This is a genomic window from Streptomyces sp. NBC_00285, assembly GCF_036174265.1.
Taxonomy (GTDB): Bacteria; Actinomycetota; Actinomycetes; order Streptomycetales; family Streptomycetaceae; genus Streptomyces.
In genome coordinates this window covers 6,488,881-6,509,658 of record NZ_CP108055.1, presented here as the reverse complement: position 1 = coordinate 6,509,658, position 20,778 = coordinate 6,488,881, and the positions used below count along the sequence as shown (strand labels likewise).

The following is a 20,778-nucleotide window of genomic DNA, read 5'->3' as shown; positions in this document are numbered from 1 at the left end:
CCCCGGGGCGGGGCTTGGCTCTCCCGTCCTCCGCCGGCGGCCGGTTCAGACCCCGGGTTCAGGACCCGGCCGCGGGCAACGACCGCCTGTTCCGCGCTTGTCTGGTCCGCGCCGCCAACAACTCGTCCACCGGATACCCGACCTCCTCCAGCGCCAGCCCGTGCGGCCGTACGACATGGACGGCACTGTCCCGGACACCCGCGTCCAGCACCTTCCGCGGCCACTCCGCACCCCGGTGCCCGTCCCCCACGAACAGCAGCGCGCCGACCATGGACCGCACCTGGTTGTGGCAGAAGGCGTCGGCCCGGACCTCGATCTCCACGACTCCGTCCGCGCGCCGCCGCACCCCGAAGTCGAGGATCTCGCGGATCGTCGTCGCTCCCTCACGCTTCTTCGCGTAGGCCGCGAAGTCGTGCTCCCCGACGAGGGACCTGGCGGCGGCGTCCATGTCGGCGACGTCCAACTCCCAGTCGTGCCACAGCACATGGTTGCGCAGCAGCGGGTCCACGCCACCGGTCCGGTCCCCCACCCGGTAGACGTACCGCCGCCACAGAGCGGAGAACCGCGCGTTGAACCCGGCGGGAGCCTCCCGCACCGACCACACCCGCACGTCCTTCGCCAACCGCCCGGCAAGCCGCTTCAGCAGCTTCTCCCGATGCTCCTCCCACAACTCCTCGGGCAGATCCACATGCGCCACCTGCCCCCGCGCATGCACCCCGGCGTCGGTCCGCCCGGCCACCGTCAGCTCGTACGTCACGTCCCGCGACCGCGTCACCGTCCCCAAGGCGTCCTCGATCTCGCCCTGCACGGTCCGCCGTCCCCCGGCCTGCTTGGCCCACCCGGAGAACTCGGTCCCGTCGTACGACAGATCGAGACGGACGCGGACATGCCCGGCAGCTACTTCGTCACTCACCCAGAAATCCTCTCAGCAACACAAAAGCGGGCCCGCCCCTTAAAAGGAACGGACCCGCCAACGCCCTGAAGGGGCGCGGGAACTGCGCGACAAGCCACGACGAAAGCCGCACCCGCCAACGAACAGCCCCCGGCAGAACGCTTACGCGTCCTTCGACTCCTCGGCAGCGTCCTCAGCCTCGTCGGCCTTGGTCACGTCACCCTTGGTGTCCTCGGCAGCCGGAGCAACCTCGGCGTCCTTCGCGGCACGCTTCGTGGCGGCCTCGGCCTCACCCGTCGCAGCCTGTGCAACGGTAAGCGCCTCGACCAGCTCGATGACAGCCATGGGCGCGTTGTCGCCACGACGGTTACCGATCTTGGTGATACGGGTGTAGCCACCGGGACGGTTCTCGTAACGCGGGCCGATCTCGGTGAAGAGCGTGTGCACGATGCTCTTGTCCGTGATCACCTGAAGCACCTGACGGCGGTTGTGAAGGTCGCCCTTCTTGCCCTTGGTGATCAGACGCTCGGCGTACGGACGCAGCTTGCGCGCCTTCGCCTCGGTCGTGGTGATACGGCCGTGCTCGAACAGCGACTTCGCGAGGTTCGCGAGGAGCAGCTTCTCGTGCGCGGCACTGCCGCCCAGACGGGCACCCTTGGTGGGCTTCGGCATTTCTATCTCCTGTGTGTCTGCCCCGGCCGTATCAGGTACCGGGGTCAGGAACCCGGCGAGCGGCTGCTCACCGGCATCAACCGATCAGTACTGCTCGGTCTCCACGAAACCCGCGTCCGCGTCGTCGTCGGCGCCGAAGGCGTCGGCGGCGGCCGTGGGGTCGAATCCGGGCGGGCTGTCCTTGAGGGCCAGGCCCATGCCGGCCAGCTTCGCCTTGACCTCGTCGATGGACTTCGCACCGAAGTTACGGATGTCCAGGAGGTCGGCCTCGGAGCGGGCGACGAGTTCACCCACGGAGTGGATGCCCTCACGCTTGAGGCAGTTGTACGACCGAACGGTGAGCTCCAGCTCCTCGATCGGCAGCGCGAGGTCAGCGGCAAGGGCGGCGTCCGTGGGGGACGGGCCCATGTCGATGCCCTCGGCGTCGATGTTCAGCTCACGGGCGAGACCGAACAGCTCGACCAGCGTCTTGCCCGCGGAGGCCATGGCGTCACGCGGACGCATCGCCTGCTTGGTCTCGACGTCGACGATCAGCTTGTCGAAGTCGGTGCGCTGCTCGACACGCGTGGCCTCGACCTTGTACGTGACCTTGAGCACCGGGCTGTAGATGGAGTCGACCGGAATACGGCCGATCTCCTGGCCCACCTGCTTGTTCTGCACGGCGGAGACATAACCGCGGCCACGCTCGACCGTCAGTTCCATCTCCAGCTTGCCCTTGCCGTTGAGCGTGGCAAGAACCAGATCGGGGTTGTGCACCTCGACACCGGCCGGAGGCGCGATGTCGGCGGCGGTGACCAGACCCGGACCCTGCTTGCGCAGGTACATCACCACAGGCTCGTCGTGCTCCGAGGAGACGACCAGCTGCTTGATGTTGAGGATCAGGTCGGTGACGTCCTCCTTGACGCCCGGCACGGTGGTGAACTCATGCAGGACACCGTCGACCCGGATGCTCGTGACAGCAGCACCGGGAATCGACGACAGGAGGGTACGGCGGAGGGAGTTGCCGAGGGTGTAACCGAATCCCGGCTCCAGCGGCTCGATCACGAACCGGGAACGGAACTCGTCGACGACCTCTTCGGTCAACGACGGACGCTGAGCGATCAGCATGTGTGGATCCTTCTCTCGTGGACGCCCGCTATTTGACGCCCGACGCAGCCGCCCCCTGCTAAGGGGACGGGCACTGCAAGGGTACGGGCGGCACCGCCCCGAAGAGCCGTACCGCCCGCACCCTCAAGACAACCTGACCTCAGACGCGACGGCGCTTGGGCGGACGGCAGCCGTTGTGCGGGGTGGGCGTGACGTCCTGGATCGAACCGACCTCGAGGCCGGTGGCCTGGAGGGAGCGGATCGCGGTCTCACGGCCGGAGCCGGGACCCTTGACGAAGACGTCGACCTTGCGCATGCCGTGCTCCTGCGCGCGGCGGGCGGCCGACTCAGCGGCCATCTGCGCGGCGAAGGGGGTGGACTTGCGCGAGCCCTTGAAGCCGACGTGGCCGGCGGAGGCCCAGGAGATCACGTTGCCCGCGGGGTCCGTGATCGAGACGATGGTGTTGTTGAACGTGCTCTTGATGTGGGCGTGCCCGTGAGCGACGTTCTTCTTTTCCTTGCGGCGCACCTTCTTGGCAGCGCCCTGACGACCCTTGGGGGGCATCTAAATCTCCTACAGGGAGGTGGTCGGTCCTACAGCGAAGACCGCTGATGAAGCGTTGTCCGCTGAGGACTACTTCTTGCCCGGCTTCTTCTTGCCGGCGATGGCGCGACGCGGGCCCTTGCGGGTACGAGCGTTCGTGCTGGTGCGCTGACCACGGACGGGCAGACCACGACGGTGACGGAGACCCTGGTAGCAGCCGATCTCGACCTTGCGGCGGATGTCGGCCTGGACCTCGCGACGGAGGTCACCCTCGGTCTTGATGTTGCTGTCGACGTACTCACGAATCGCGACGAGCTGCTCCTCGGAGAGGTCGCGAACGCGGGTGTTCGGGTCGATGCCGGTCTCGGCCAGCGTGAGCTGGGACAGAGTCCGTCCGATCCCGAACACGTAGGTCAGGGCGACTTCCACGCGCTTTTCGCGCGGGATGTCAACACCGGAAACGCGTGCCATTCAATGGCTCCAGTTGATCTTCGGAGGTCTGACGCGGAACCAGCTCCCTGCCGCCGTCCTCTCCCCTGGGGAAGATTTGGTACGGACCGGGTCCTCGGCCTCCGAACCGAGGGTGTCGGACACCAGGTGTCCGGGCTCCACGTATTTACAATTCAGCTCGCGTCGCGCGAAGTCTCTGCGAAGGCAGAGGGTGAGGCCTGTGTGCGATCAGCCCTGGCGCTGCTTGTGGCGCGGGTTCTCGCAGATGACCATGACCCGACCATGACGGCGGATCACCCTGCACTTGTCGCAGATCTTCTTGACGCTCGGCTTGACCTTCATTAGTGAGGTTCTCCGGGTCAGTGCCACCACCCCGCCGCAGCGGGATGCGGGCAAGATCTACTTGTACCGGTAGACGATCCGGCCACGCGTCAGGTCGTACGGAGACAACTCCACCACGACCCGGTCGTCAGGGAGGATACGGATGTAGTGCATACGCATCTTGCCGCTGATGTGCGCCAGGACCTGGTGGCCGTTCTGGAGCTCTACCTTGAACATTGCGTTCGGGAGAGACTCGACGACAGTGCCCTCGATCTCGATGGCACCTTGCTTCTTGGCCACGCTTCGCCCTTCGAATCGACTACCTTGATCGACTCACTTGCGTTCCCCCTCAGGGGCGCATGCAGGCATGCGGGTGCACGAGAGCCGACGAGTCAGTCTACGTCAGGGCACCCGGAAAGACGAATCGAGGAAGGATGCCCCGCAGCGTAGATCGTTAAGCCAGCGGGTCGGGTGCGGCGGTGATGCCGTGTTCGGCCAGCTTCGCCCTGCCGCCGTCCGGAGCCGTCAGGACCAGCGGGCCCTCGTCGGTCAGCGCCACCGAGTGCTCCCAGTGCGACGACCATGTTCCGTCCGTCGTGATGACGGTCCAGTCGTCGGAGAGGACCTCCGTGCGCGGCGTGCCCAGGGACACCATCGGCTCGATCGCCAGGCAGAACCCGGTGACCAGCTTGGGACCCTTGCCCCGGCGCCGGTCCACGTAGTTCAGCAGGTGCGGGTCCATGTGCATCTCGGTGCCGATGCCGTGGCCGCCGTAGTCCTCGATGATCCCGTAACGGCCGCCGCCGGGCTTCGGCTGGCGGCGGATGTAGGTCTCGATGGCCCGGGAGACGTCCACGAGCCGGCTGCCCTGCTTCATCGCGGCGATGCCGGCCCACATGGACTCCTCGGTCACCCGGGAGAGCTCGATCAGCTCCGGAGCGTGGCCCGAACCCACGAAGGCCGTGTAGGCGGCGTCCCCGTGCCAGCCGTCGATGATCGCGCCGCAGTCGATGGAGATGATGTCGCCGTCCTTGAGGACGACCTCGTCGGACGGGATGCCGTGGACGACGACCTCGTTCACGGAGGTGCAGATCGTCGCCGGGAATCCGCCGTACCCGAGGAAGTTCGGCTTCGCGTCGTGCTCCGCGAGCACCTTGCGTGCGACCTGGTCGAGATCCCTGGTCGTGGCCCCGGGCACCGCGGCCTCACGCGTCGCCGCGTGGATGGCGGCGACGACCAGCCCCGCCTCACGCATCTTGGCGATCTGCTCGGGGGTCTTGATCTGCACCATGCGGCGGGAGCCTTTCTGGAACCGGGGAAATCTGGCAGGGGACGGGCGCCCTCAACGATACGTGCACCCACACAGCAGCCGCGGCCCCCTCGGAAGGGAACCGCGGCTGTCGTACTGGTAAAAACCGCTACGCGGCGTGGTCCTCGCGCTTGAGCGCATCCATGGCGCGACCGGTGACGTCCTCCACCTTGCCGAGCGCCGAGATCGTGACCACCAGGCCCTGGGCCTTGTAGTAGTCAATGATCGGCTCGGTCTGCGTGTGGTAGACCTCCAGCCGCGTGCGGACCGTCTCCTCGGAGTCGTCGTCGCGCTGGTACAGCTCGCCGCCGCAGACGTCACAGACGCCGTCCTGCTTCGGCGCCTTGTACGACACGTGGAAGACGTGCGCCGAGTCGTTGCGGCAGATTCGGCGGCCGGCGATGCGCTTGACGACCTCCTCCTCGGGTACCTCGAGGTCCAGCACCGCGTCGAGCTTCATGCCCTCGGTCTGCAGCATCTCGTCGAGCGACTCGGCCTGCGAGACGTTGCGCGGGAAGCCGTCCAGCAGGAAGCCGTTCACCGCGTCGGGCTGCTCCATGCGGTCCTTGGCCATCCCGATGGTGACCTCGTCGGGGACCAGGTTGCCCGCGTCCATGTAGGACTTCGCGAGCTTGCCGAGGTCCGTCTGCCGGCTGATGTTGGCGCGGAACAGGTCGCCCGTGGAGATGTGCGGGATCGACAGGTTCATGGCCAGGAACGCGGCCTGCGTTCCCTTGCCGGCACCCGGCGGCCCGACGAGGACGATACGCATCAGCGGAGGAACCCTTCGTAATTGCGCTGCTGGAGCTGGCTCTCGATCTGCTTCACCGTCTCAAGACCCACACCCACGATGATCAGGATGCTGGTCCCGCCGAACGGGAAGTTGCCGGTTGCCCCGAACCCGACCAACGCCATCGTTGGTACGAGAGCGATCAGACCCAAGTACAGCGAACCCGGCCAGGTGATCCGGTTGAGCACGTAACTGAGGTACTCAGCGGTCGGTCGGCCAGCCCGGATGCCCGGGATGAAGCCACCATACTTCTTCATGTTGTCGGCGACTTCTTCGGGGTTGAAGGAGATCGCGACATAGAAGAACGCGAAGAAAACGATCAGCAAGAAGTAGCTGACCAGGTAAATCGGGTGATCGCCCTTGGTCAGGTTCGTCTCGACCCACGTCTTCCAGGTGGAGGTTCCGCCGGAGAACTGCGCCACCAGTGCCGGGATGTAGAGCAGCGACGACGCGAAGATGACCGGGATCACACCGGCCTGGTTGACCTTCAGCGGAATGTACGTCGACGTACCGCCGTAGGAACGGCGGCCGATCATGCGCTTCGCGTACTGCACGGGAATGCGGCGCTGGGCCTGCTCGACGAAGACGACCAGGCCGACCATGACCAGGCCGACGGCGATGACGGTGCAGAACTCGATCCAGCCGTCGGCGAGGGTGCCCTGCTTCTTGATGGCCCACAGCGCGGACGGGAAGGTGGCGGCGATCGAGATGAACATCAGGATCGACATGCCGTTGCCGATGCCGCGGTCGGTGATGAGCTCACCGAGCCACATGACGACGGCCGTACCGGCGGTCATCGTGATGACCATGACGATGGTGGTGAAGATCGCGCGGTCCGGAACGATCTGGCTGGAGACCGAGCAGGTGCCGAAGAGGGCACCGCTGCGGGCGGTGGCCACCAGACCGGTGCCCTGGAGGATGGCGAGCGCCACCGTCAGGTAGCGGGTGTACTGCGTGATCTTCGCCGTACCTGCCTGGCCCTCTTTCTTGAGGGCTTCGAGACGCGGGATGACGACAGTCAGCAGCTGCAGAATGATGCTCGCGGTGATGTAGGGCATGATGCCGAGCGCGAAGATCGTGATCTGCAACAGCGCGCCACCGCTGAACATGTTGACCAGGCCGAAGAGGCCCTGGTTGCCGGAGGCCTCCGTCACACACTGCTGGACAGCCGTGTAGTTGACGCCCGGGATCGGGATATGGGTACCGACCCGGTAGACCACGATGATGGCGAGCGTGAAGAGCAGCTTCTTGCGCAGGTCGGGTGTCCTGAACGCCCGGGCGAACGCGGTGAGCACGGTGCCTCCTGCGACCCCCGCGCTACTGCGTCAAGGGTGACGGTCTTGAGGATCGACGAATGATGGGTACAGAAAAGGACAGTGGAGGCTACCTTACCGGCGACACAGCTCCTCGTGGAACGACCAACCGGGGATACCCCGTTTATGGGGTATCCCCGGTCGGGATCGCTCAAGTCATCGAGACGCCTGTGGTGTTCAGACGAGCTCGGTGACGGTACCGCCGGCGGCGGTGATCTTCTCCTTGGCGGAGCCGGAGACGGCGTCGACCGTCACCTGCAGTGCCACGGAGATCTCGCCCTGGCCGAGGACCTTGACGAGGCTGTTCTTGCGAACCGCACCGTTGGCGACGAGCCCCTCGACGGTGACTTCGCCACCCTCCGGGTACAGCGACGCCAGCTTGTCGAGGTTCACGACCTGGTACTCGGTCTTGAACGGGTTCCTGAAGCCCTTGAGCTTCGGGAGACGCATGTGGAGGGGCATCTGGCCACCCTCGAAACGCGCCGGAACCTGGTAACGGGCCTTCGTGCCCTTGGTACCACGTCCAGCCGTCTTACCCTTCGACGCCTCACCACGACCCACACGGGTCTTGGCGGTCTTGGCGCCCGGGGCAGGACGGAGGTTGTGGATCTTGAGCGGGCTGTTTTCCGCCATGATCAGTCGACCTCCTCAACCGTCACGAGGTGGCGGACGGTGTGAACCATTCCGCGGAACTCGGGGCGGTCCTCCTTGACGACCACGGTGTTGATCCCCTTGAGACCAAGGGACCGCAGGGTGTCACGGTGGTTCTGCTTGCTGCCGATGTACGACTTCGTCTGCGTGACCTTGAGGCGAGCCATTACGCACCCGCTCCCGCACGCGCACGCAGCAGAGCCGCGGGAGCGACGTCCTCGAGGGGCAGGCCACGGCGGGCCGCGACCTCCTCGGGACGCTGCAGACCCTGCAGGGCCGCCACGGTCGCGTGCACGATGTTGATCGCGTTCGACGAGCCGAGCGACTTCGACAGGATGTCGTGGATACCGGCGCACTCGAGCACGGCACGCACCGGGCCACCGGCGATAACGCCGGTACCGGGGGACGCGGGCTTGAGCAGAACGACGCCGGCAGCCTTCTCACCCGTGATCGGGTGAGGGATGGTGCCCTGGATACGGGGGACCTTGAAGAAGTGCTTCTTGGCCTCCTCAACACCCTTGGCGATGGCGGCCGGCACCTCCTTGGCCTTGCCGTAACCGACACCGACGGTGCCATCGCCATCGCCCACTACGACGAGCGCAGTGAAGCTGAAGCGACGACCACCCTTCACAACCTTGGCAACGCGGTTGATCGCGACGACGCGCTCAACGTAGGCGGTCTTCTCGGCGGCAGAAGCGCCACCGTCGCGACCCTTTCGGTCCCGCCGCTCGCCGCCACCGGCACCGCTTCCACGGCGCTGGGGTCCAGCCATTGGATTACCTCTCTCTTTCCGCTAGCTACGGAAGCGGCTCAGAACTTGAGCCCGGCTTCGCGGGCGGCGTCCGCCAGGGCGGCGATGCGCCCGGCGTACTGGTTGCCACCACGGTCGAATACGACAGCCTCGACGCCGGCGGCCTTGGCGCGCTCGGCTACCAGGGCTCCGACCGACTTGGCCTGCTCCGACTTGTCGCCCTCGTTGCCGCGGATCGTGGTGTCCAGGGTCGACGCCGACGCCAGGGTGTGACCCTTGATGTCGTCGATGACCTGGGCCACGATGTGGCGGTTGGAGCGCGTCACGACGAGACGCGGACGCTCAGCCGTACCCGAGATGTGCTTACGGATCCGGATGTGGCGACGCTTGATCGCGGCACGCTTGTAAGCGTCGCCCTTGAGGATCTTCTGTCCGTATGCCATGGCTTACTTACCCGCCTTTCCGACCTTGCGGCGGATGACTTCGCCCTCGTACTTGACACCCTTGGCCTTGTACGGGTCGGGCTTGCGCAGCTTGCGGATGTTGGCCGCAACCTCGCCAACCTTCTGCTTGTCGATGCCCTCGACCGAGAAACGGGTCGGGTTCTCCACCTTGAAGGTGATGCCCTCGGGGGCCTCGACGGTGATCGAGTGGCTGTAGCCGAGAGCGAACTCGAGGTTCGATCCCTTGGCCGCAACGCGGTAACCGACACCGCTGATCTCGAGCTTCTTCACGTAACCCGCGGTCACGCCGGTGATCATGTTCGCCACCAGCGTGCGGGACAGGCCGTGCAGGGCCTTGTTCTGACGCTCGTCGTTGGGGCGGGTGACGTTGAGAACGCCGTCCTCACCCTTGGCGATGTCGATCGGCGCAGCGACGGTGTGGGAGAGAGAGCCCTTGGGGCCCTTCACCGAAACCGTACGGCCGTCGATGGTGACGTCCACGCCGGCGGGAACCGTGATGGGGAGCTTGCCAATACGCGACATAGCTGTTTCCTCCGTTCCCTTCTACCAGACGTAGGCGAGGACTTCTCCGCCTACGCCCTTCTTGCCGGCCTGCTGTCCAGTGAGGAGCCCGTGCGACGTGGAGATGATCGCCACGCCCAGGCCACCGAGCACCTTCGGCAGGTTGGTGGACTTCGCGTACACCCGGAGACCGGGCTTGGAGATCCGCTTGATGCCCGCGATGGAGCGCTCACGGTTCGGGCCGAACTTCAGCTCGAGGACGAGGTTCTTGCCGACCTCGGCGTCCTCGACCTTCCAGCCCGTGATGAAGCCCTCCTGCTGGAGGATCTCCGCGATGTGAGACTTGATCTTGGACGCCGGCATCGTCACGGAGTCGTGGTATGCCGAGTTCGCGTTCCGCAGACGCGTAAGCATGTCTGCGATCGGATCAGTCATGGTCATGAATTGGCCTTCGGCCTCTCTCGCCGGGGTTTCCAGGTGCCCATCCCTCTCCTCGATCCGAGACGAGGCGGGTGCGGTGCGGTGGACCTACGGCGTAGTAAGTCGTATGGGCGTCCAGGCGCCCAACCCTCCTAGCCTAAGCCATGGAGGGGTGGGCACCTGACACTGCCCTTTGCTTACCGAGAGCTTCGGGAATCCCTGGAAAGCAGGGACTACCAGGAGCTCTTGGTCACGCCCGGCAGCTCGCCACGGTGAGCCATCTCACGAAGGCAGACGCGGCACAGGCCGAACTTGCGGTACACGGAGTGCGGACGGCCGCAGCGCTGGCAGCGCGTGTAGCCACGTACACCGAACTTGGGCTTGCGAGCAGCCTTGGCAATCAGAGCCTTCTTCGCCATCTCGCTCACGCCTCCTTGAAGGGGAAGCCGAGGTGACGAAGGAGAGCGCGGCCCTCAGCGTCGTTGGTCGCCGTGGTGACCACGGTGATGTCCATACCCCGGGTACGGTCGATCTTGTCCTGGTCGATCTCGTGGAACATGACCTGCTCCGTGAGACCGAAGGTGTAGTTGCCACGGCCGTCGAACTGCTTGGGGGACAGACCACGGAAGTCGCGGATGCGCGGAAGCGCGAGCGACAGGGTGCGGTCCAGGAACTCCCACATGCGGTCGCCACGGAGCGTGACGTGGGCACCGATCGGCTGACCCTCACGCAGCTTGAACTGCGCGATGGACTTACGGGCCTTGGTGACGGCCGGCTTCTGACCGGTGATCGTGGTGAGGTCGCGGATGGCGCCCTCGATCAGCTTGGAGTCGCGGGCGGCGTCGCCCACACCCATGTTGACCACGATCTTGACGAGACCGGGGATCTGCATGACGTTCTCGTAAGTGAACTCGTCACGCAGCTTGCCCGCGATCTCCTCGCGGTACTTCGTCTTGAGACGCGGAGTCGTGGTGGTAGTCATCAGATGTCCTCACCCGTCCGCTTGGCAACGCGGATCTTGTTGCCCTCGTCGTCGAAGCGGTAACCGACACGCGTGACAACCTTGTTGCCGTCCTTCTCAACGACCAGCTGGACGTTGGAGATGTGGACGGGCGCCTCGGTCGTGACGATGCCGCCGGCCTGCGAACCGCTGGCGGTCGGGCCGGCCTTGGTGTGCTTCTTGACCCGGTTGACACCCTCGACCAGGACACGGTCCTCACGGGGGAAGGCCGCGATGACCTTGCCCTGCTTGCCCTTGTCCTTACCGGTGATGACCTGAACCAGGTCGCCCTTCTTGATCTTCATGCTTACAGCACCTCCGGCGCGAGCGAGATGATCTTCATGAACTTCTTCTCGCGCAGCTCCCGGCCCACCGGGCCGAAGATACGGGTGCCACGAGGGTCGCCGTCGTTCTTGAGAATGACAGCGGCGTTCTCGTCGAAGCGGATGTACGAGCCGTCCGGACGGCGGCGCTCCTTGACGGTGCGAACGATGACCGCCTTGATGACGTCACCCTTCTTCACGTTGCCGCCGGGGATCGCGTCCTTGACGGTGGCGACGATGACGTCACCGATGCCCGCGTAGCGGCGACCGGAGCCACCGAGCACACGGATGCAAAGGATTTCCTTCGCACCAGTGTTGTCGGCGACACGGAGTCGCGACTCCTGCTGGATCACGTCTATCTCCTGTTTGTCTGCCGGTTCCCCGGGAGCCGCTCAGCGAGCGGCTCCCGGAGCCTGGCGGAACTGTCCTGCGAGGAATGCCCCGCAGGAGGATTTACTTGGCCTTCTCGAGGATCTCGACGACGCGCCAGCGCTTGGTCGCCGACAGCGGGCGGGTCTCCGCGAGGAGGACCCGGTCGCCGACGCCGGCAGCGTTCTGCTCGTCGTGCGCCTTGAGCTTGTTGGTACGGCGGATGACCTTGCCGTACAGCGCGTGCTTGACGCGGTCCTCGACGGCGACGACGACGGTCTTGTCCATCTTGTCGCTGACGACGAGACCCTCACGGGTCTTGCGGAAGCCGCGGGCCTCTGCAGTCTGCTCAGTCACGTTGCTCTCACTCATCAGGCGCTCTCCACCGTCTCGATGCCCAGCTCGCGCTCACGCATCAGGGTGTAGATCCGCGCGATGTCCTTACGGACGGCCTTGAGCCGACCGTGGTTCTCGAGCTGACCAGTCGCCGCCTGGAAGCGGAGGTTGAACAGCTCTTCCTTGGCTTCGCGGAGCTTGTTGAGAAGCTCCTCGTCACCCAGTTCGCGCAGCTCGGACGCCTTGGTACCGGCCGACATCACGCTTCACCTGCCTCGCGCTTGACGATCCGGCACTTCATCGGCAGCTTGTGGGCTGCGCGAGTCAGGGCCTCACGGGCGATCTTCTCGTTGGGGTAGGACAGCTCGAACATGACCCGACCGGGGTGCACGTTCGCGATCCACCACTCGGGCGAACCCTTACCGGAACCCATGCGGGTCTCGGCGGGCTTCTTCGTGAGGGGGCGGTCCGGGTAGATGTTGATCCAGACCTTGCCGCCACGCTTGATGTGGCGGGTCATCGCGATACGAGCCGCCTCGATCTGGCGGTTGGTCACGTACGCCGGCGTGAGGGCCTGAATGCCGTACTCGCCGAACGCGACCGTCGTACCACCCTTGGCCTGACCGCGGCGCTTGGGGTGGTGCTGCTTGCGGTGCTTGACCCTACGGGGGATCAGCATTTCGGTCAGGCCTCCGTTCCGGTGCTCTCAGCCGGAGCGGCAGCCGCCGGAGCCTCGGCCTTGGGGGCCTCGGCAGCGGGAGCCTGCTGCGGCTTGCGACCGCGACCGCCGCGCTCGCCACCACGGCCACCACGGGCCGGGCGGTCGGCGCCGGGGCCGCCACCACGGGCCGGGCGGTTGCCGGCGCGGGCTGCTGCGTTCTCAGCGCGGACCTCGGCGATGTTCTTGACGTCGCCCTTGTAGATCCAGACCTTCACGCCGATGCGGCCGAAGGTCGTCTTGGCCTCGAAGAAGCCGTAGTCCACGTTCGCGCGGAGCGTGTGCAGGGGCACGCGGCCCTCGCGGTAGAACTCCGAGCGGGACATCTCGGCGCCACCGAGGCGGCCACCGCACTGGATCTTGATGCCCTTGGCGCCGGCCTTCATCGTGCCCTGCATGCTCTTACGCATGGCGCGACGGAAGGAGACGCGGGAGGAGAGCTGCTCGGCAACGGCCTGGGCAACCAGCTGAGCGTCCGTCTCGGGGCTCTTGACCTCGAGGATGTTCAGCTGGACCTGCTTGCCCGTGAGCTTCTCGAGGTCACCGCGGATGCGGTCGGCCTCGGCGCCACGGCGGCCGATGACGATGCCCGGACGCGCGGTGTGGATGTCCACACGGACGCGGTCGCGGGTGCGCTCGATCTCAACCTTCGAGATACCGGCGCGCTCCATGCCGGACGTCATCATCCGACGGATGGCGACGTCTTCCTTGACGTAGTCCTTGTACAGCTTGTCGGCGTACCAACGGGACTTGAAGTCCGTGGTGATGCCGAGCCGGAACCCGTGCGGGTTTACCTTCTGGCCCATTACCGGGTTCCTTCCTTGCTGCTGACGACCACGGTGATGTGGCTGGTCCGCTTGCGGATCCGGTAGGCACGGCCCTGGGCGCGCGGACGGAACCGCTTCAGGGTCGGGCCCTCGTCGACGTACGCCTCGGAGATGACGAGGCTGTCGGCGTCGGTGTGGTCGTAGTTGTGCGCGGCGTTGGCGATGGCGCTGTCGAGCACCTTGCCGACGGGCACTGAGGCTGCCTGCGGAGCGAATCGCAGAACAGCCTGAGCCTCCGTGGCATCCATGCCACGGATAAGGTCCACCACGCGGCGGGCCTTCATGGGCGTAACGCGGATGTACCGCGCCTGGGCCCTGGCTTCCATGGTTGTCCCTCTCAGTTACTTACGTGTCTGAATGCGATCCGCGATTAGCGGCGCTTCGACTTCCGGTCGTCCTTGACGTGACCCCGGAAGGTGCGCGTCGGCGAGAACTCGCCGAGCTTGTGGCCGACCATCGACTCGGTGACGAACACCGGGATGTGGATCTTGCCGTTGTGCACCGCGAGCGTGTGGCCGAGCATGGCCGGCACGATCATGGAGCGACGGGACCAGGTCTTGATGACGTTCTTGGTGCCTGCTTCGTTCTGGACGTCCACCTTCTTGATCAGGTGGTCGTCGACGAAGGGCCCCTTCTTGAGACTCCGCGGCATCTAAACCCGCTCCTAGCGCTTCTTGTTCGTCTTGCGGCGGCGGACGATGTACTTGTTCGAAGCCTTCTTCGGCGAACGAGTACGACCCTCCTTCTGACCCCACGGCGAGACCGGGTGGCGACCACCGGAGGTCTTGCCCTCACCACCACCGTGCGGGTGGTCAACCGGGTTCATCGCCACACCGCGAACGGTCGGGCGGACGCCCAGCCAGCGCTTACGACCGGCCTTGCCCCAGTTGATGTTGCTCTGCTCGGCGTTGCCGACCTCGCCGACCGTGGCGCGGCAGCGCTGGTCGACCAGACGGATCTCACCGGACGGCATACGAAGGTGGGCCATGGTGCCCTCCTTCGCGAGCAGCTGCACCGAGGCACCGGCGGAGCGGGCGAACTTGGCGCCGCCACCGGGACGGATCTCGATCGCGTGGATCGTGGTACCGACCGGGATGTTGCGGATCGCCAGGTTGTTGCCCGGCTTGATGTCGGCCCCGGGACCGTTCTCGACGCGGTCACCCTGCTGCAGGTTGCGCGGGGCGAGGATGTAGCGCTTCTCGCCGTCCACGTAGTGCAGCAGCGCGATGCGCGCGGTGCGGTTGGGGTCGTACTCGATGTGCGCGACCTTCGCCGGCACGCCGTCCTTGTCGTGACGACGGAAGTCGATCACTCGGTAGGCGCGCTTGTGTCCGCCACCCTGGTGGCGAACGGTCACACGACCGGCGTTGTTACGGCCGCCCTTGCTGTGCAGCGGGCGGACCAGCGACTTCTCCGGCGTGGACCGCGTGACCTCGACGAAGTCGGCGACGCTCGAGCCGCGACGGCCCGGCGTAGTCGGCTTGTACTTGCGGATTCCCATTTCTCAGTCCTCGTCCGATATCGGACGATCCGACCCGCTTACGCGGTCGGACCGCCGAAGATGTCGATACGGTCGCCCTCGGCAAGGGTCACGATCGCGCGCTTGCTGTCGGCACGCTTGCCGAAGCCCGTCTTCGTCCGCTTGCGCTTGCCCTGGCGGTTGATCGTGTTGACGCCGGTGACCTTGACCGAGAAGACCGCCTGGACGGCCTGCTTGATCTGGGTCTTGTTGGCGCCGGGGGCCACGACGAACGTGTACTTGCCCTCGTCGAGAAGCGCGTAGCTCTTCTCGGACACGACCGGCTTCAGCAGGACGTCACGGTGGTCCGTGAACGACTTGCTGGCGGGCGTGACGACGGTGTTCTTGCCCTCGGTGGCGTGACGCTTCGCCTTGGCGACGCGCGCTACCTTCTTGGCCTTGGCGGCCTTCGAGGCGATGCTCGGGTGACGCGTAGCCATCAGGCTTCGCTCCCTTCGGTGTCAGCGGCCTTGGGGCCAGACACGAAGGACTCGAAAGCGGCCTGGGTGAAGACCACGTCGTCCGAGACGAGAACGTCGTACGTGTTCAGCTGGCCCGGCTCCAGGATGTGGACCTGGGGCAGGTTACGAGCGGACAGCCACGCGGCCTCGTCGGCACGGTCGATGACGAGCAGCAGGTTCTTGCGCTCGCTGATCTTGCCGAAGAGCGTCTTGGCGGCCTTCGTCGAAGGCGACTCGCCCTCGAGGACGCCGGAGACGACGTGGATGCGGTTGTTGCGGGCCCGGTCGGTGAGGGCGTGGCGCAGGGCCGCGGCCTTCATCTTCTTCGGGGTCCGCTGCGAGTAGTCACGCGGGGTGGGGCCGTGAACGACACCACCGCCGGCGAACTGCGGCGCACGGGTCGAACCCTGACGGGCGCGGCCGGTGCCCTTCTGGCGGTAGGGCTTCTTGCCGCCACCGCGGACCTCGCCACGACGCTTGACCTTGTGCGTGCCCTGACGGGCAGCGGCCAGCTGTGCGACGACAACCTGGTGAAGCAGCGGGATGCTGATCTTCTCTACATCGAAGATCTCGGCCGGGAGCTCAACGGTCCCGGCGGTGTCGCCGGAGGGCGACAGAATGTCAATGGTGCTCATAGTCCTCAGGCCCCCTTGGCCGCAGTGCGGACCAGGACGAGGCCGCCGTTCGGACCAGGAACCGCGCCCTTGATGAGGAGCAGGCCCTTCTCCGCGTCAACGGCGTGAACGGTCAGGTTCTGGGTGGTGACCCGCTCGTTGCCCATGCGACCCGCCATGCGGAGGCCCTTGAACACACGGCCCGGGGTGGCACAGCCACCGATGGAGCCGGGAGAGCGGTGCTTGCGCTGGGTGCCGTGACCGGCGCCGAGTCCCTTGAAGTTGTGACGCTTCATGACACCGGCGAAGCCCTTGCCCTTGCTCTTGCCGGTCACGTCCACCTTGACGCCGGCCTCGAAGACCTCCGCGGAGATCTCCTGGCCCAGCGTGTACTCGGAGGCGTCCGCGGTGCGGATCTCGACGAGGTGGCGGCGGGGCGTGACGTCGGCCTTGGCGAAGTGACCCTTGAGGGGCTTGTTCACCTTGCGAGGGTCGATCTCGCCGAAGGCGATCTGGACCGACTCGTAGCCGTCGACATCGTTCGTACGCACCTGGGTCACGACGTTGGGGCTGGCCTTGACGACGGTGACCGGAACAACACGGTTGTTCTCGTCCCACACCTGCGTCATGCCGAGCTTCTCGCCCAGGATGCCCTTGATCTGCTTAGCCATTCTCAGATCACCGGCCTTCAGAGCTTGATCTCGATGTCGACACCGGCCGGGAGGTCGAGTCGCATCAAAGAGTCAACGGTCTTGGGCGTCGGGTCGAGGATGTCGATCAGGCGCTTGTGCGTGCGCATCTCGAAGTGCTCGCGCGAGTCCTTGTACTTGTGCGGCGACTTGATGACGCAGTACACGTTCTTCTCAGTGGGCAGCGGCACCGGGCCCGCGACCGACGCACCAGTGCGAGTCACCGTCTCGACGATCTTCTTCGCCGAAGAGTCGATGACCTCGTGGTCGTAGGCCTTGAGCCGGATGCGGATCTTCTGTCCCGCCATGGCTACTCCGTAGTCCTGTCTATTTACCGCTCTGGAACCCGGTGTTCCTTCGACCTCTGTCCGACCCACGCGGTCGGGTGTGTCGCACTCTCACCGACATAGATGTCCCTTGTTCGAACATCCCCTGCCTGGGAAAGAGGTTCATCGGGCGCCTGGCCAGTGCCGCACTCCGCTTCCCGAAAGATTCCCGTACGTCCGCCCCAGCGCTGCCTTACGGCAGTTAGGGCGACGAGTACTGTGGGACTCGCTTCCGGTCCTCCCGGCGGGAGGCGCACAGCATCAACACTCGACCGAGCAACCCCGCTAGTCTGCCATACGGGGCACGGGCCTGGCCAATCGAGCCGGAGACCTTACCCCTAGAGTGACGCAGGTCAAACACGGCTCGAACGTCCACGTGTGACGGTCAACACTCCAGGACGCCGCGAGGGACACACCGCGGGGTGCGCGGCAGCAGCTCACAGCAGACAGCCCGGATCGGGCGAGGCCGTGGGACGAGGAGTCCGGCGACCACGACGAGCAGGCCTCACAGCGTGCCGGCATCCGGGTGCGCAGCACCTCGGTCACCAGTGACGGTCGTGCGCCGGGCCGGAGGCCGGCTCGGCCGGCCGGACCTCATCCCCCTCATGGAGAATCCGCTCCCCGCCGCGAATCAGCTCTCCGACGCGAACGGCAGGAAACGGGCCCAGGCCCCCGCAGTCAGCGCGAACCGGGGACCGGCGTCGCGGAACTTGGAGTCGCGGACGTGGACCGTGCCGGGAGTGGTGGCGACCTCGACGCAGGAGTCGCCCTCACTGCTGCTGCTGTAGCTGCTCTTGAACCACTCCAACGCGGAGTCGGTCTCGTGGATCATGTCTCCCCCAGCAGGCGCTCGACGAAGGCCAGCGACTCACGAGGAGTGAGCGCCTGAGCCCGGATGATTCCGTACCGCAGCTCAAGGATACGGAGGTGCTTGGGCTCGTGGACCGGCCGCCCGTGCGCCACCACAGGCGAACGCCCCACGGCAGAACCGTCCTCGAACTTCAGCACCTCAATGCCGCCCGCCAGTCCCGCGTGCTCCTCCCGATCCATCGGCATCACCTGAAGCTCGACGTTCCGCAGCCGCGCCACCTCCAGCAGGTGTTCGAGCTGGCCCCGCAGCGCCGCGCGCCCACCGAGCGGACGCCGCAACGACCACTCCTCCAGCACGAAGCTGATCTCGGGCGCCGGGTCCCGCTCGAAGACCGCTCTGCGGGCCACCCGCGCGGCGATGAACCGCTCCACCTCGTCCGAGCTGTACGCGGGGCGCCGCATCAACAGCAGCCCGCGCGCGTACTCCGGCGTCTGGAGCAGCCCGTGGATGTTGAGGGGGTCGTAGAGCTGAAGCTCGACCGCCTTCGCCTCCAGCTCCCCCAGGGCCCGCACCTTCTTCGGGTACCGGACCTTCTCCACGTCCTCCTTCATCGCGGAGATGAGCCCGCCCGCCTCCAACACCTGGTCGGCGTCGTCCAGATACTCGGGCCGGGGGATCCGCTTCCCGCCCTCGATCTTGTAGACCATGTCCTCGCCGTACCCGAGCCGCTCCCCGAACTCCCCGGCCCGCAGCCCCGCCGCCTCCCGCCGAAGCCTCAACTGCCGCCCCACGGTCCCGATGACCGCGAGCCCCCACTCGTCATCCGGATCAACCTCCCAACCCGGCTCGTCCGCCTCACCCTTGAGCCGCCCCGCCTCACCGTCGACCATCGCGCACCCCTCCGTCGTCCCACTGCGCCACACCGCCGCCCTACCCACGAACCCGGCCCCGACAAGCCCGGACAGCACCGGACAAACAGCGGACAGCGACCGTACGCACCTACTGCGGGAAGTCGGCGAGCACGGACAGCTCCCTGACAGCGGAGGCGGTCACGCCGCCCGATCCAGCCGGCAGCAGCACGCTGGTGTCGTAGTTCTCGAACTCGTCGGAGACCAGGAGGTCGGCGTAGCCGTCCCGGTCGACGTCACGCTGCCGGACGACAGGGAAGCTGGCGTTCGGCTGAGCCGGGGGCTTGGGGTGACGGGCCGACAGTCACCCCCGGGCGGGATTTCAGCCTCGCCCTCCACCCCGTTGGCGACACGCTCCACACCGAGGTCAATGACGCGAAAACGTCCTCGCCCCACCGGAACGCGGTCCGCCACGTGCCGGTACTCCGCCGCCCGGCTCCACGCGTGATCAAAGCCTTCTGACGAAAACAAGGGAAAGAACCAACCCCACCCCACCCCACCGAGCCTTCACAGGAACCCTGGTCACCCGTATGAGTGGCGTGCCTCAACTCAGCTGGATTTCCTACCGGTTCGCTGGCATATGCTCGCCGCGATCACACCACCGCAGACATGCGACGGCCCCCGCCGGGACGGCAATCCCAGTGCGAGGGCCTGACCACCGAGGAAGACAAGGACTTCCCGATGGATACCCAGAACCTTAGCGCGCCCCCGTGCGCCCGGCCGCTGAATCCGCGCGGCGTCACCCACATCAAGGTCCCGCACACGACCCGGTTCACGGTCGTCGGCAACCACCTCGCCCAGCACCGGCAGCTCTCGCTCACCGCGATCGGGCTCGCCCTGCACATCCAGTCACTGCCGGACGAGGCCCGCGTCGACATCAAGTCGCTCGCCGACCGCTTCACCGAGGGCGAGACCCGTATCGCCGCCGCCCTGCGTGAGTTGAAGGCCCACGGCTATCTGGCCCAGGTGCGCAAACGGCTCCCCAACGGGCGGGTCGTCACGCACACGGTGTCGTACAACCGGCCCCAGGACCGGCACCTCCAGAGCAGCCCCTCGCCCACCGCCCCCAAGGGACCACCCCGTCCGGCCTCCGACGCCGTACCGCCGCCACAGCCCAGCGCCCCGGAACCCCGGCCAACGACACCCGCGCCACCCCCGCCCTCCCCCGCGTCCAAACCCCCGCTCCCCGAGCCCCAGGACCCCGACCCGGAGCTCCAGCGCGCCGCCACCGCTCTCCTCGCCACGCTCCACCGCGACGACCCGCGCTTCCTCCTCGCCGAACGCGATGTCCGGCGACTCGCCCCCGCCGTCGCCGCCTGGCTGGAACGCGGCGCGGGTCCCGAAGCCGTACGTCATTCGCTGACCTCGGATCTCCCGCGCGAGCCCCTGCGCCATCCCGCGGCGCTGCTCGCCCACCGGCTCACCGAGTTCCTCCCGGCTCCGGCACCTCCCGCCCCGCCACCCGGCAGCGACCCCACCCCTCCACCCCCGATGGCCAACTGCGACGGCTGCGACCGGGGCTTCCGGACCTGGGAACAGGAGAACCCCCGCTGCCGCGACTGTCGTGAGGCAGGCCGTGGCAGCACGGTTCGGGAACCTGACAGACGTGCCGGTTCGCAGCCGAAGGACACCGCCCCCTGCCCGAAGCCCGGAGGCACACCCGTAGGCGCGATCCAGGTGGCCGTACGTCTGCCAGTGATGACCTTCGCCTGA

General features: G+C 66.5%; 34 protein-coding genes. 1 reads left to right on the top strand and 33 read right to left on the bottom strand.

Annotated features, from left to right (window positions below):
* Positions 1-58: 58 nt before the first annotated feature.
* The 33 genes from truA to OHT57_RS30140 all read right to left on the bottom strand — a co-directional run bounded on the left by truA (position 59) and on the right by OHT57_RS30140 (position 19,047).
* A complete protein-coding gene (gene truA / locus OHT57_RS30300) occupies positions 59-913 on the bottom strand; it encodes a tRNA pseudouridine(38-40) synthase TruA (RefSeq protein ID WP_328749711.1) in 855 nt (284 codons plus the stop codon).
* A gap of 141 nt (positions 914-1,054) precedes the next feature.
* Positions 1,055-1,564: a 50S ribosomal protein L17 gene (gene rplQ / locus OHT57_RS30295; RefSeq protein WP_328749709.1), complete on the bottom strand. Its 510-nt coding sequence runs from the start codon at positions 1,562-1,564 to the stop codon at positions 1,055-1,057.
* Positions 1,565-1,648: 84 nt separating this feature from the next.
* A complete protein-coding gene (locus tag OHT57_RS30290) occupies positions 1,649-2,671 on the bottom strand; it encodes a DNA-directed RNA polymerase subunit alpha (protein WP_053661878.1) in 1,023 nt (340 codons plus the stop codon).
* Positions 2,672-2,810: 139 nt separating this feature from the next.
* Entirely contained in the window at positions 2,811-3,215 is a 405-nt protein-coding gene (gene rpsK, locus OHT57_RS30285) for a 30S ribosomal protein S11 (protein WP_006376016.1), read from the bottom strand.
* 69 nt (positions 3,216-3,284) lie between these two features.
* Positions 3,285-3,665 (bottom strand): 30S ribosomal protein S13, encoded by a 381-nt coding sequence (rpsM, locus tag OHT57_RS30280; RefSeq protein ID WP_328749708.1) that lies wholly within the window; start codon positions 3,663-3,665, stop codon positions 3,285-3,287.
* Positions 3,666-3,872: 207 nt separating this feature from the next.
* Positions 3,873-3,986, bottom strand: a complete 114-nt coding sequence (rpmJ, locus tag OHT57_RS30275) for a 50S ribosomal protein L36 (RefSeq protein WP_003998809.1) — start codon at positions 3,984-3,986, stop codon at positions 3,873-3,875.
* Between the two features lie 57 nt (positions 3,987-4,043).
* Entirely contained in the window at positions 4,044-4,265 is a 222-nt protein-coding gene (gene infA, locus OHT57_RS30270) for a translation initiation factor IF-1 (RefSeq protein WP_003948620.1), read from the bottom strand.
* Positions 4,266-4,419: 154 nt separating this feature from the next.
* Positions 4,420-5,256: a type I methionyl aminopeptidase gene (gene map / locus OHT57_RS30265; RefSeq protein ID WP_328749707.1), complete on the bottom strand. Its 837-nt coding sequence runs from the start codon at positions 5,254-5,256 to the stop codon at positions 4,420-4,422.
* A 127-nt stretch (positions 5,257-5,383) separates the two neighbouring features.
* A complete protein-coding gene (locus OHT57_RS30260; RefSeq protein WP_328749706.1) occupies positions 5,384-6,046 on the bottom strand; it encodes an adenylate kinase in 663 nt (220 codons plus the stop codon).
* A complete protein-coding gene (secY, locus tag OHT57_RS30255) occupies positions 6,046-7,359 on the bottom strand; it encodes a preprotein translocase subunit SecY (protein ID WP_328749705.1) in 1,314 nt (437 codons plus the stop codon). Before secY ends, OHT57_RS30260 begins: the two co-directional genes overlap by 1 nt.
* A gap of 195 nt (positions 7,360-7,554) precedes the next feature.
* Positions 7,555-8,010 (bottom strand): 50S ribosomal protein L15, encoded by a 456-nt coding sequence (gene rplO / locus OHT57_RS30250; protein ID WP_328749704.1) that lies wholly within the window; start codon positions 8,008-8,010, stop codon positions 7,555-7,557.
* Positions 8,011-8,012: 2 nt separating this feature from the next.
* The gene (gene rpmD, locus OHT57_RS30245) at positions 8,013-8,195 is read right to left on the bottom strand and encodes a 50S ribosomal protein L30 (protein WP_006376032.1); all 183 of its coding nucleotides are present in this window, start codon (positions 8,193-8,195) and stop codon (positions 8,013-8,015) included.
* Positions 8,195-8,800, bottom strand: a complete 606-nt coding sequence (gene rpsE, locus OHT57_RS30240) for a 30S ribosomal protein S5 (protein ID WP_328749703.1) — start codon at positions 8,798-8,800, stop codon at positions 8,195-8,197. The genes rpmD and rpsE overlap by 1 nt, the downstream gene beginning before the upstream one ends.
* A gap of 38 nt (positions 8,801-8,838) precedes the next feature.
* Complete coding sequence (gene rplR / locus OHT57_RS30235; RefSeq protein ID WP_328749702.1) at positions 8,839-9,222, bottom strand: 50S ribosomal protein L18; 384 nt, start codon at positions 9,220-9,222, stop codon at positions 8,839-8,841.
* A 3-nt stretch (positions 9,223-9,225) separates the two neighbouring features.
* Positions 9,226-9,765: a 50S ribosomal protein L6 gene (rplF, locus tag OHT57_RS30230; protein ID WP_328749701.1), complete on the bottom strand. Its 540-nt coding sequence runs from the start codon at positions 9,763-9,765 to the stop codon at positions 9,226-9,228.
* A 21-nt stretch (positions 9,766-9,786) separates the two neighbouring features.
* Complete coding sequence (rpsH, locus tag OHT57_RS30225; RefSeq protein ID WP_054217232.1) at positions 9,787-10,185, bottom strand: 30S ribosomal protein S8; 399 nt, start codon at positions 10,183-10,185, stop codon at positions 9,787-9,789.
* A gap of 212 nt (positions 10,186-10,397) precedes the next feature.
* Positions 10,398-10,583 (bottom strand): type Z 30S ribosomal protein S14, encoded by a 186-nt coding sequence (locus OHT57_RS30220; RefSeq protein WP_003948630.1) that lies wholly within the window; start codon positions 10,581-10,583, stop codon positions 10,398-10,400.
* Between the two features lie 5 nt (positions 10,584-10,588).
* Positions 10,589-11,146: a 50S ribosomal protein L5 gene (gene rplE / locus OHT57_RS30215; protein ID WP_328749700.1), complete on the bottom strand. Its 558-nt coding sequence runs from the start codon at positions 11,144-11,146 to the stop codon at positions 10,589-10,591.
* Entirely contained in the window at positions 11,146-11,469 is a 324-nt protein-coding gene (gene rplX / locus OHT57_RS30210; RefSeq protein WP_328749699.1) for a 50S ribosomal protein L24, read from the bottom strand. Before rplX ends, rplE begins: the two co-directional genes overlap by 1 nt.
* A gap of 2 nt (positions 11,470-11,471) precedes the next feature.
* Positions 11,472-11,840 carry a 50S ribosomal protein L14 gene (rplN, locus tag OHT57_RS30205; protein ID WP_003992364.1) on the bottom strand — a complete coding sequence of 123 codons (369 nt, stop codon included), beginning with the start codon at positions 11,838-11,840 and terminating at the stop codon, positions 11,472-11,474.
* A 100-nt stretch (positions 11,841-11,940) separates the two neighbouring features.
* The gene (gene rpsQ / locus OHT57_RS30200) at positions 11,941-12,228 is read right to left on the bottom strand and encodes a 30S ribosomal protein S17 (RefSeq protein ID WP_007384073.1); all 288 of its coding nucleotides are present in this window, start codon (positions 12,226-12,228) and stop codon (positions 11,941-11,943) included.
* Positions 12,228-12,452 carry a 50S ribosomal protein L29 gene (gene rpmC, locus OHT57_RS30195; protein WP_005481220.1) on the bottom strand — a complete coding sequence of 75 codons (225 nt, stop codon included), beginning with the start codon at positions 12,450-12,452 and terminating at the stop codon, positions 12,228-12,230. Before rpmC ends, rpsQ begins: the two co-directional genes overlap by 1 nt.
* Positions 12,452-12,871, bottom strand: a complete 420-nt coding sequence (gene rplP / locus OHT57_RS30190; RefSeq protein WP_004927269.1) for a 50S ribosomal protein L16 — start codon at positions 12,869-12,871, stop codon at positions 12,452-12,454. The genes rpmC and rplP overlap by 1 nt, the downstream gene beginning before the upstream one ends.
* A gap of 5 nt (positions 12,872-12,876) precedes the next feature.
* Positions 12,877-13,716 carry a 30S ribosomal protein S3 gene (rpsC, locus tag OHT57_RS30185; RefSeq protein ID WP_328749698.1) on the bottom strand — a complete coding sequence of 280 codons (840 nt, stop codon included), beginning with the start codon at positions 13,714-13,716 and terminating at the stop codon, positions 12,877-12,879.
* Complete coding sequence (rplV, locus tag OHT57_RS30180) at positions 13,716-14,063, bottom strand: 50S ribosomal protein L22 (protein WP_030619142.1); 348 nt, start codon at positions 14,061-14,063, stop codon at positions 13,716-13,718. The genes rpsC and rplV overlap by 1 nt, the downstream gene beginning before the upstream one ends.
* A 44-nt stretch (positions 14,064-14,107) precedes the next feature.
* The gene (gene rpsS, locus OHT57_RS30175) at positions 14,108-14,389 is read right to left on the bottom strand and encodes a 30S ribosomal protein S19 (RefSeq protein ID WP_328749697.1); all 282 of its coding nucleotides are present in this window, start codon (positions 14,387-14,389) and stop codon (positions 14,108-14,110) included.
* Positions 14,390-14,401: 12 nt separating this feature from the next.
* A complete protein-coding gene (gene rplB, locus OHT57_RS30170) occupies positions 14,402-15,238 on the bottom strand; it encodes a 50S ribosomal protein L2 (protein WP_328749696.1) in 837 nt (278 codons plus the stop codon).
* Positions 15,239-15,276: 38 nt separating this feature from the next.
* The gene (gene rplW, locus OHT57_RS30165) at positions 15,277-15,696 is read right to left on the bottom strand and encodes a 50S ribosomal protein L23 (protein WP_328749695.1); all 420 of its coding nucleotides are present in this window, start codon (positions 15,694-15,696) and stop codon (positions 15,277-15,279) included.
* The gene (rplD, locus tag OHT57_RS30160; RefSeq protein ID WP_328749694.1) at positions 15,696-16,352 is read right to left on the bottom strand and encodes a 50S ribosomal protein L4; all 657 of its coding nucleotides are present in this window, start codon (positions 16,350-16,352) and stop codon (positions 15,696-15,698) included. The genes rplW and rplD overlap by 1 nt, the downstream gene beginning before the upstream one ends.
* A gap of 5 nt (positions 16,353-16,357) precedes the next feature.
* Positions 16,358-17,002, bottom strand: a complete 645-nt coding sequence (rplC, locus tag OHT57_RS30155; protein WP_020118531.1) for a 50S ribosomal protein L3 — start codon at positions 17,000-17,002, stop codon at positions 16,358-16,360.
* Between the two features lie 17 nt (positions 17,003-17,019).
* Complete coding sequence (rpsJ, locus tag OHT57_RS30150) at positions 17,020-17,328, bottom strand: 30S ribosomal protein S10 (protein ID WP_003948644.1); 309 nt, start codon at positions 17,326-17,328, stop codon at positions 17,020-17,022.
* A gap of 649 nt (positions 17,329-17,977) precedes the next feature.
* The gene (locus OHT57_RS30145; protein WP_328749693.1) at positions 17,978-18,178 is read right to left on the bottom strand and encodes a DUF397 domain-containing protein; all 201 of its coding nucleotides are present in this window, start codon (positions 18,176-18,178) and stop codon (positions 17,978-17,980) included.
* Entirely contained in the window at positions 18,175-19,047 is an 873-nt protein-coding gene (locus tag OHT57_RS30140) for a helix-turn-helix domain-containing protein (RefSeq protein ID WP_328749692.1), read from the bottom strand. The genes OHT57_RS30145 and OHT57_RS30140 overlap by 4 nt, the downstream gene beginning before the upstream one ends.
* A 699-nt stretch (positions 19,048-19,746) precedes the next feature.
* Between OHT57_RS30140 and OHT57_RS30135 the strand changes: the two genes are divergently transcribed.
* Positions 19,747-20,778 carry a helix-turn-helix domain-containing protein gene (locus OHT57_RS30135; protein WP_328749691.1) on the top strand — a complete coding sequence of 344 codons (1,032 nt, stop codon included), beginning with the start codon at positions 19,747-19,749 and terminating at the stop codon, positions 20,776-20,778.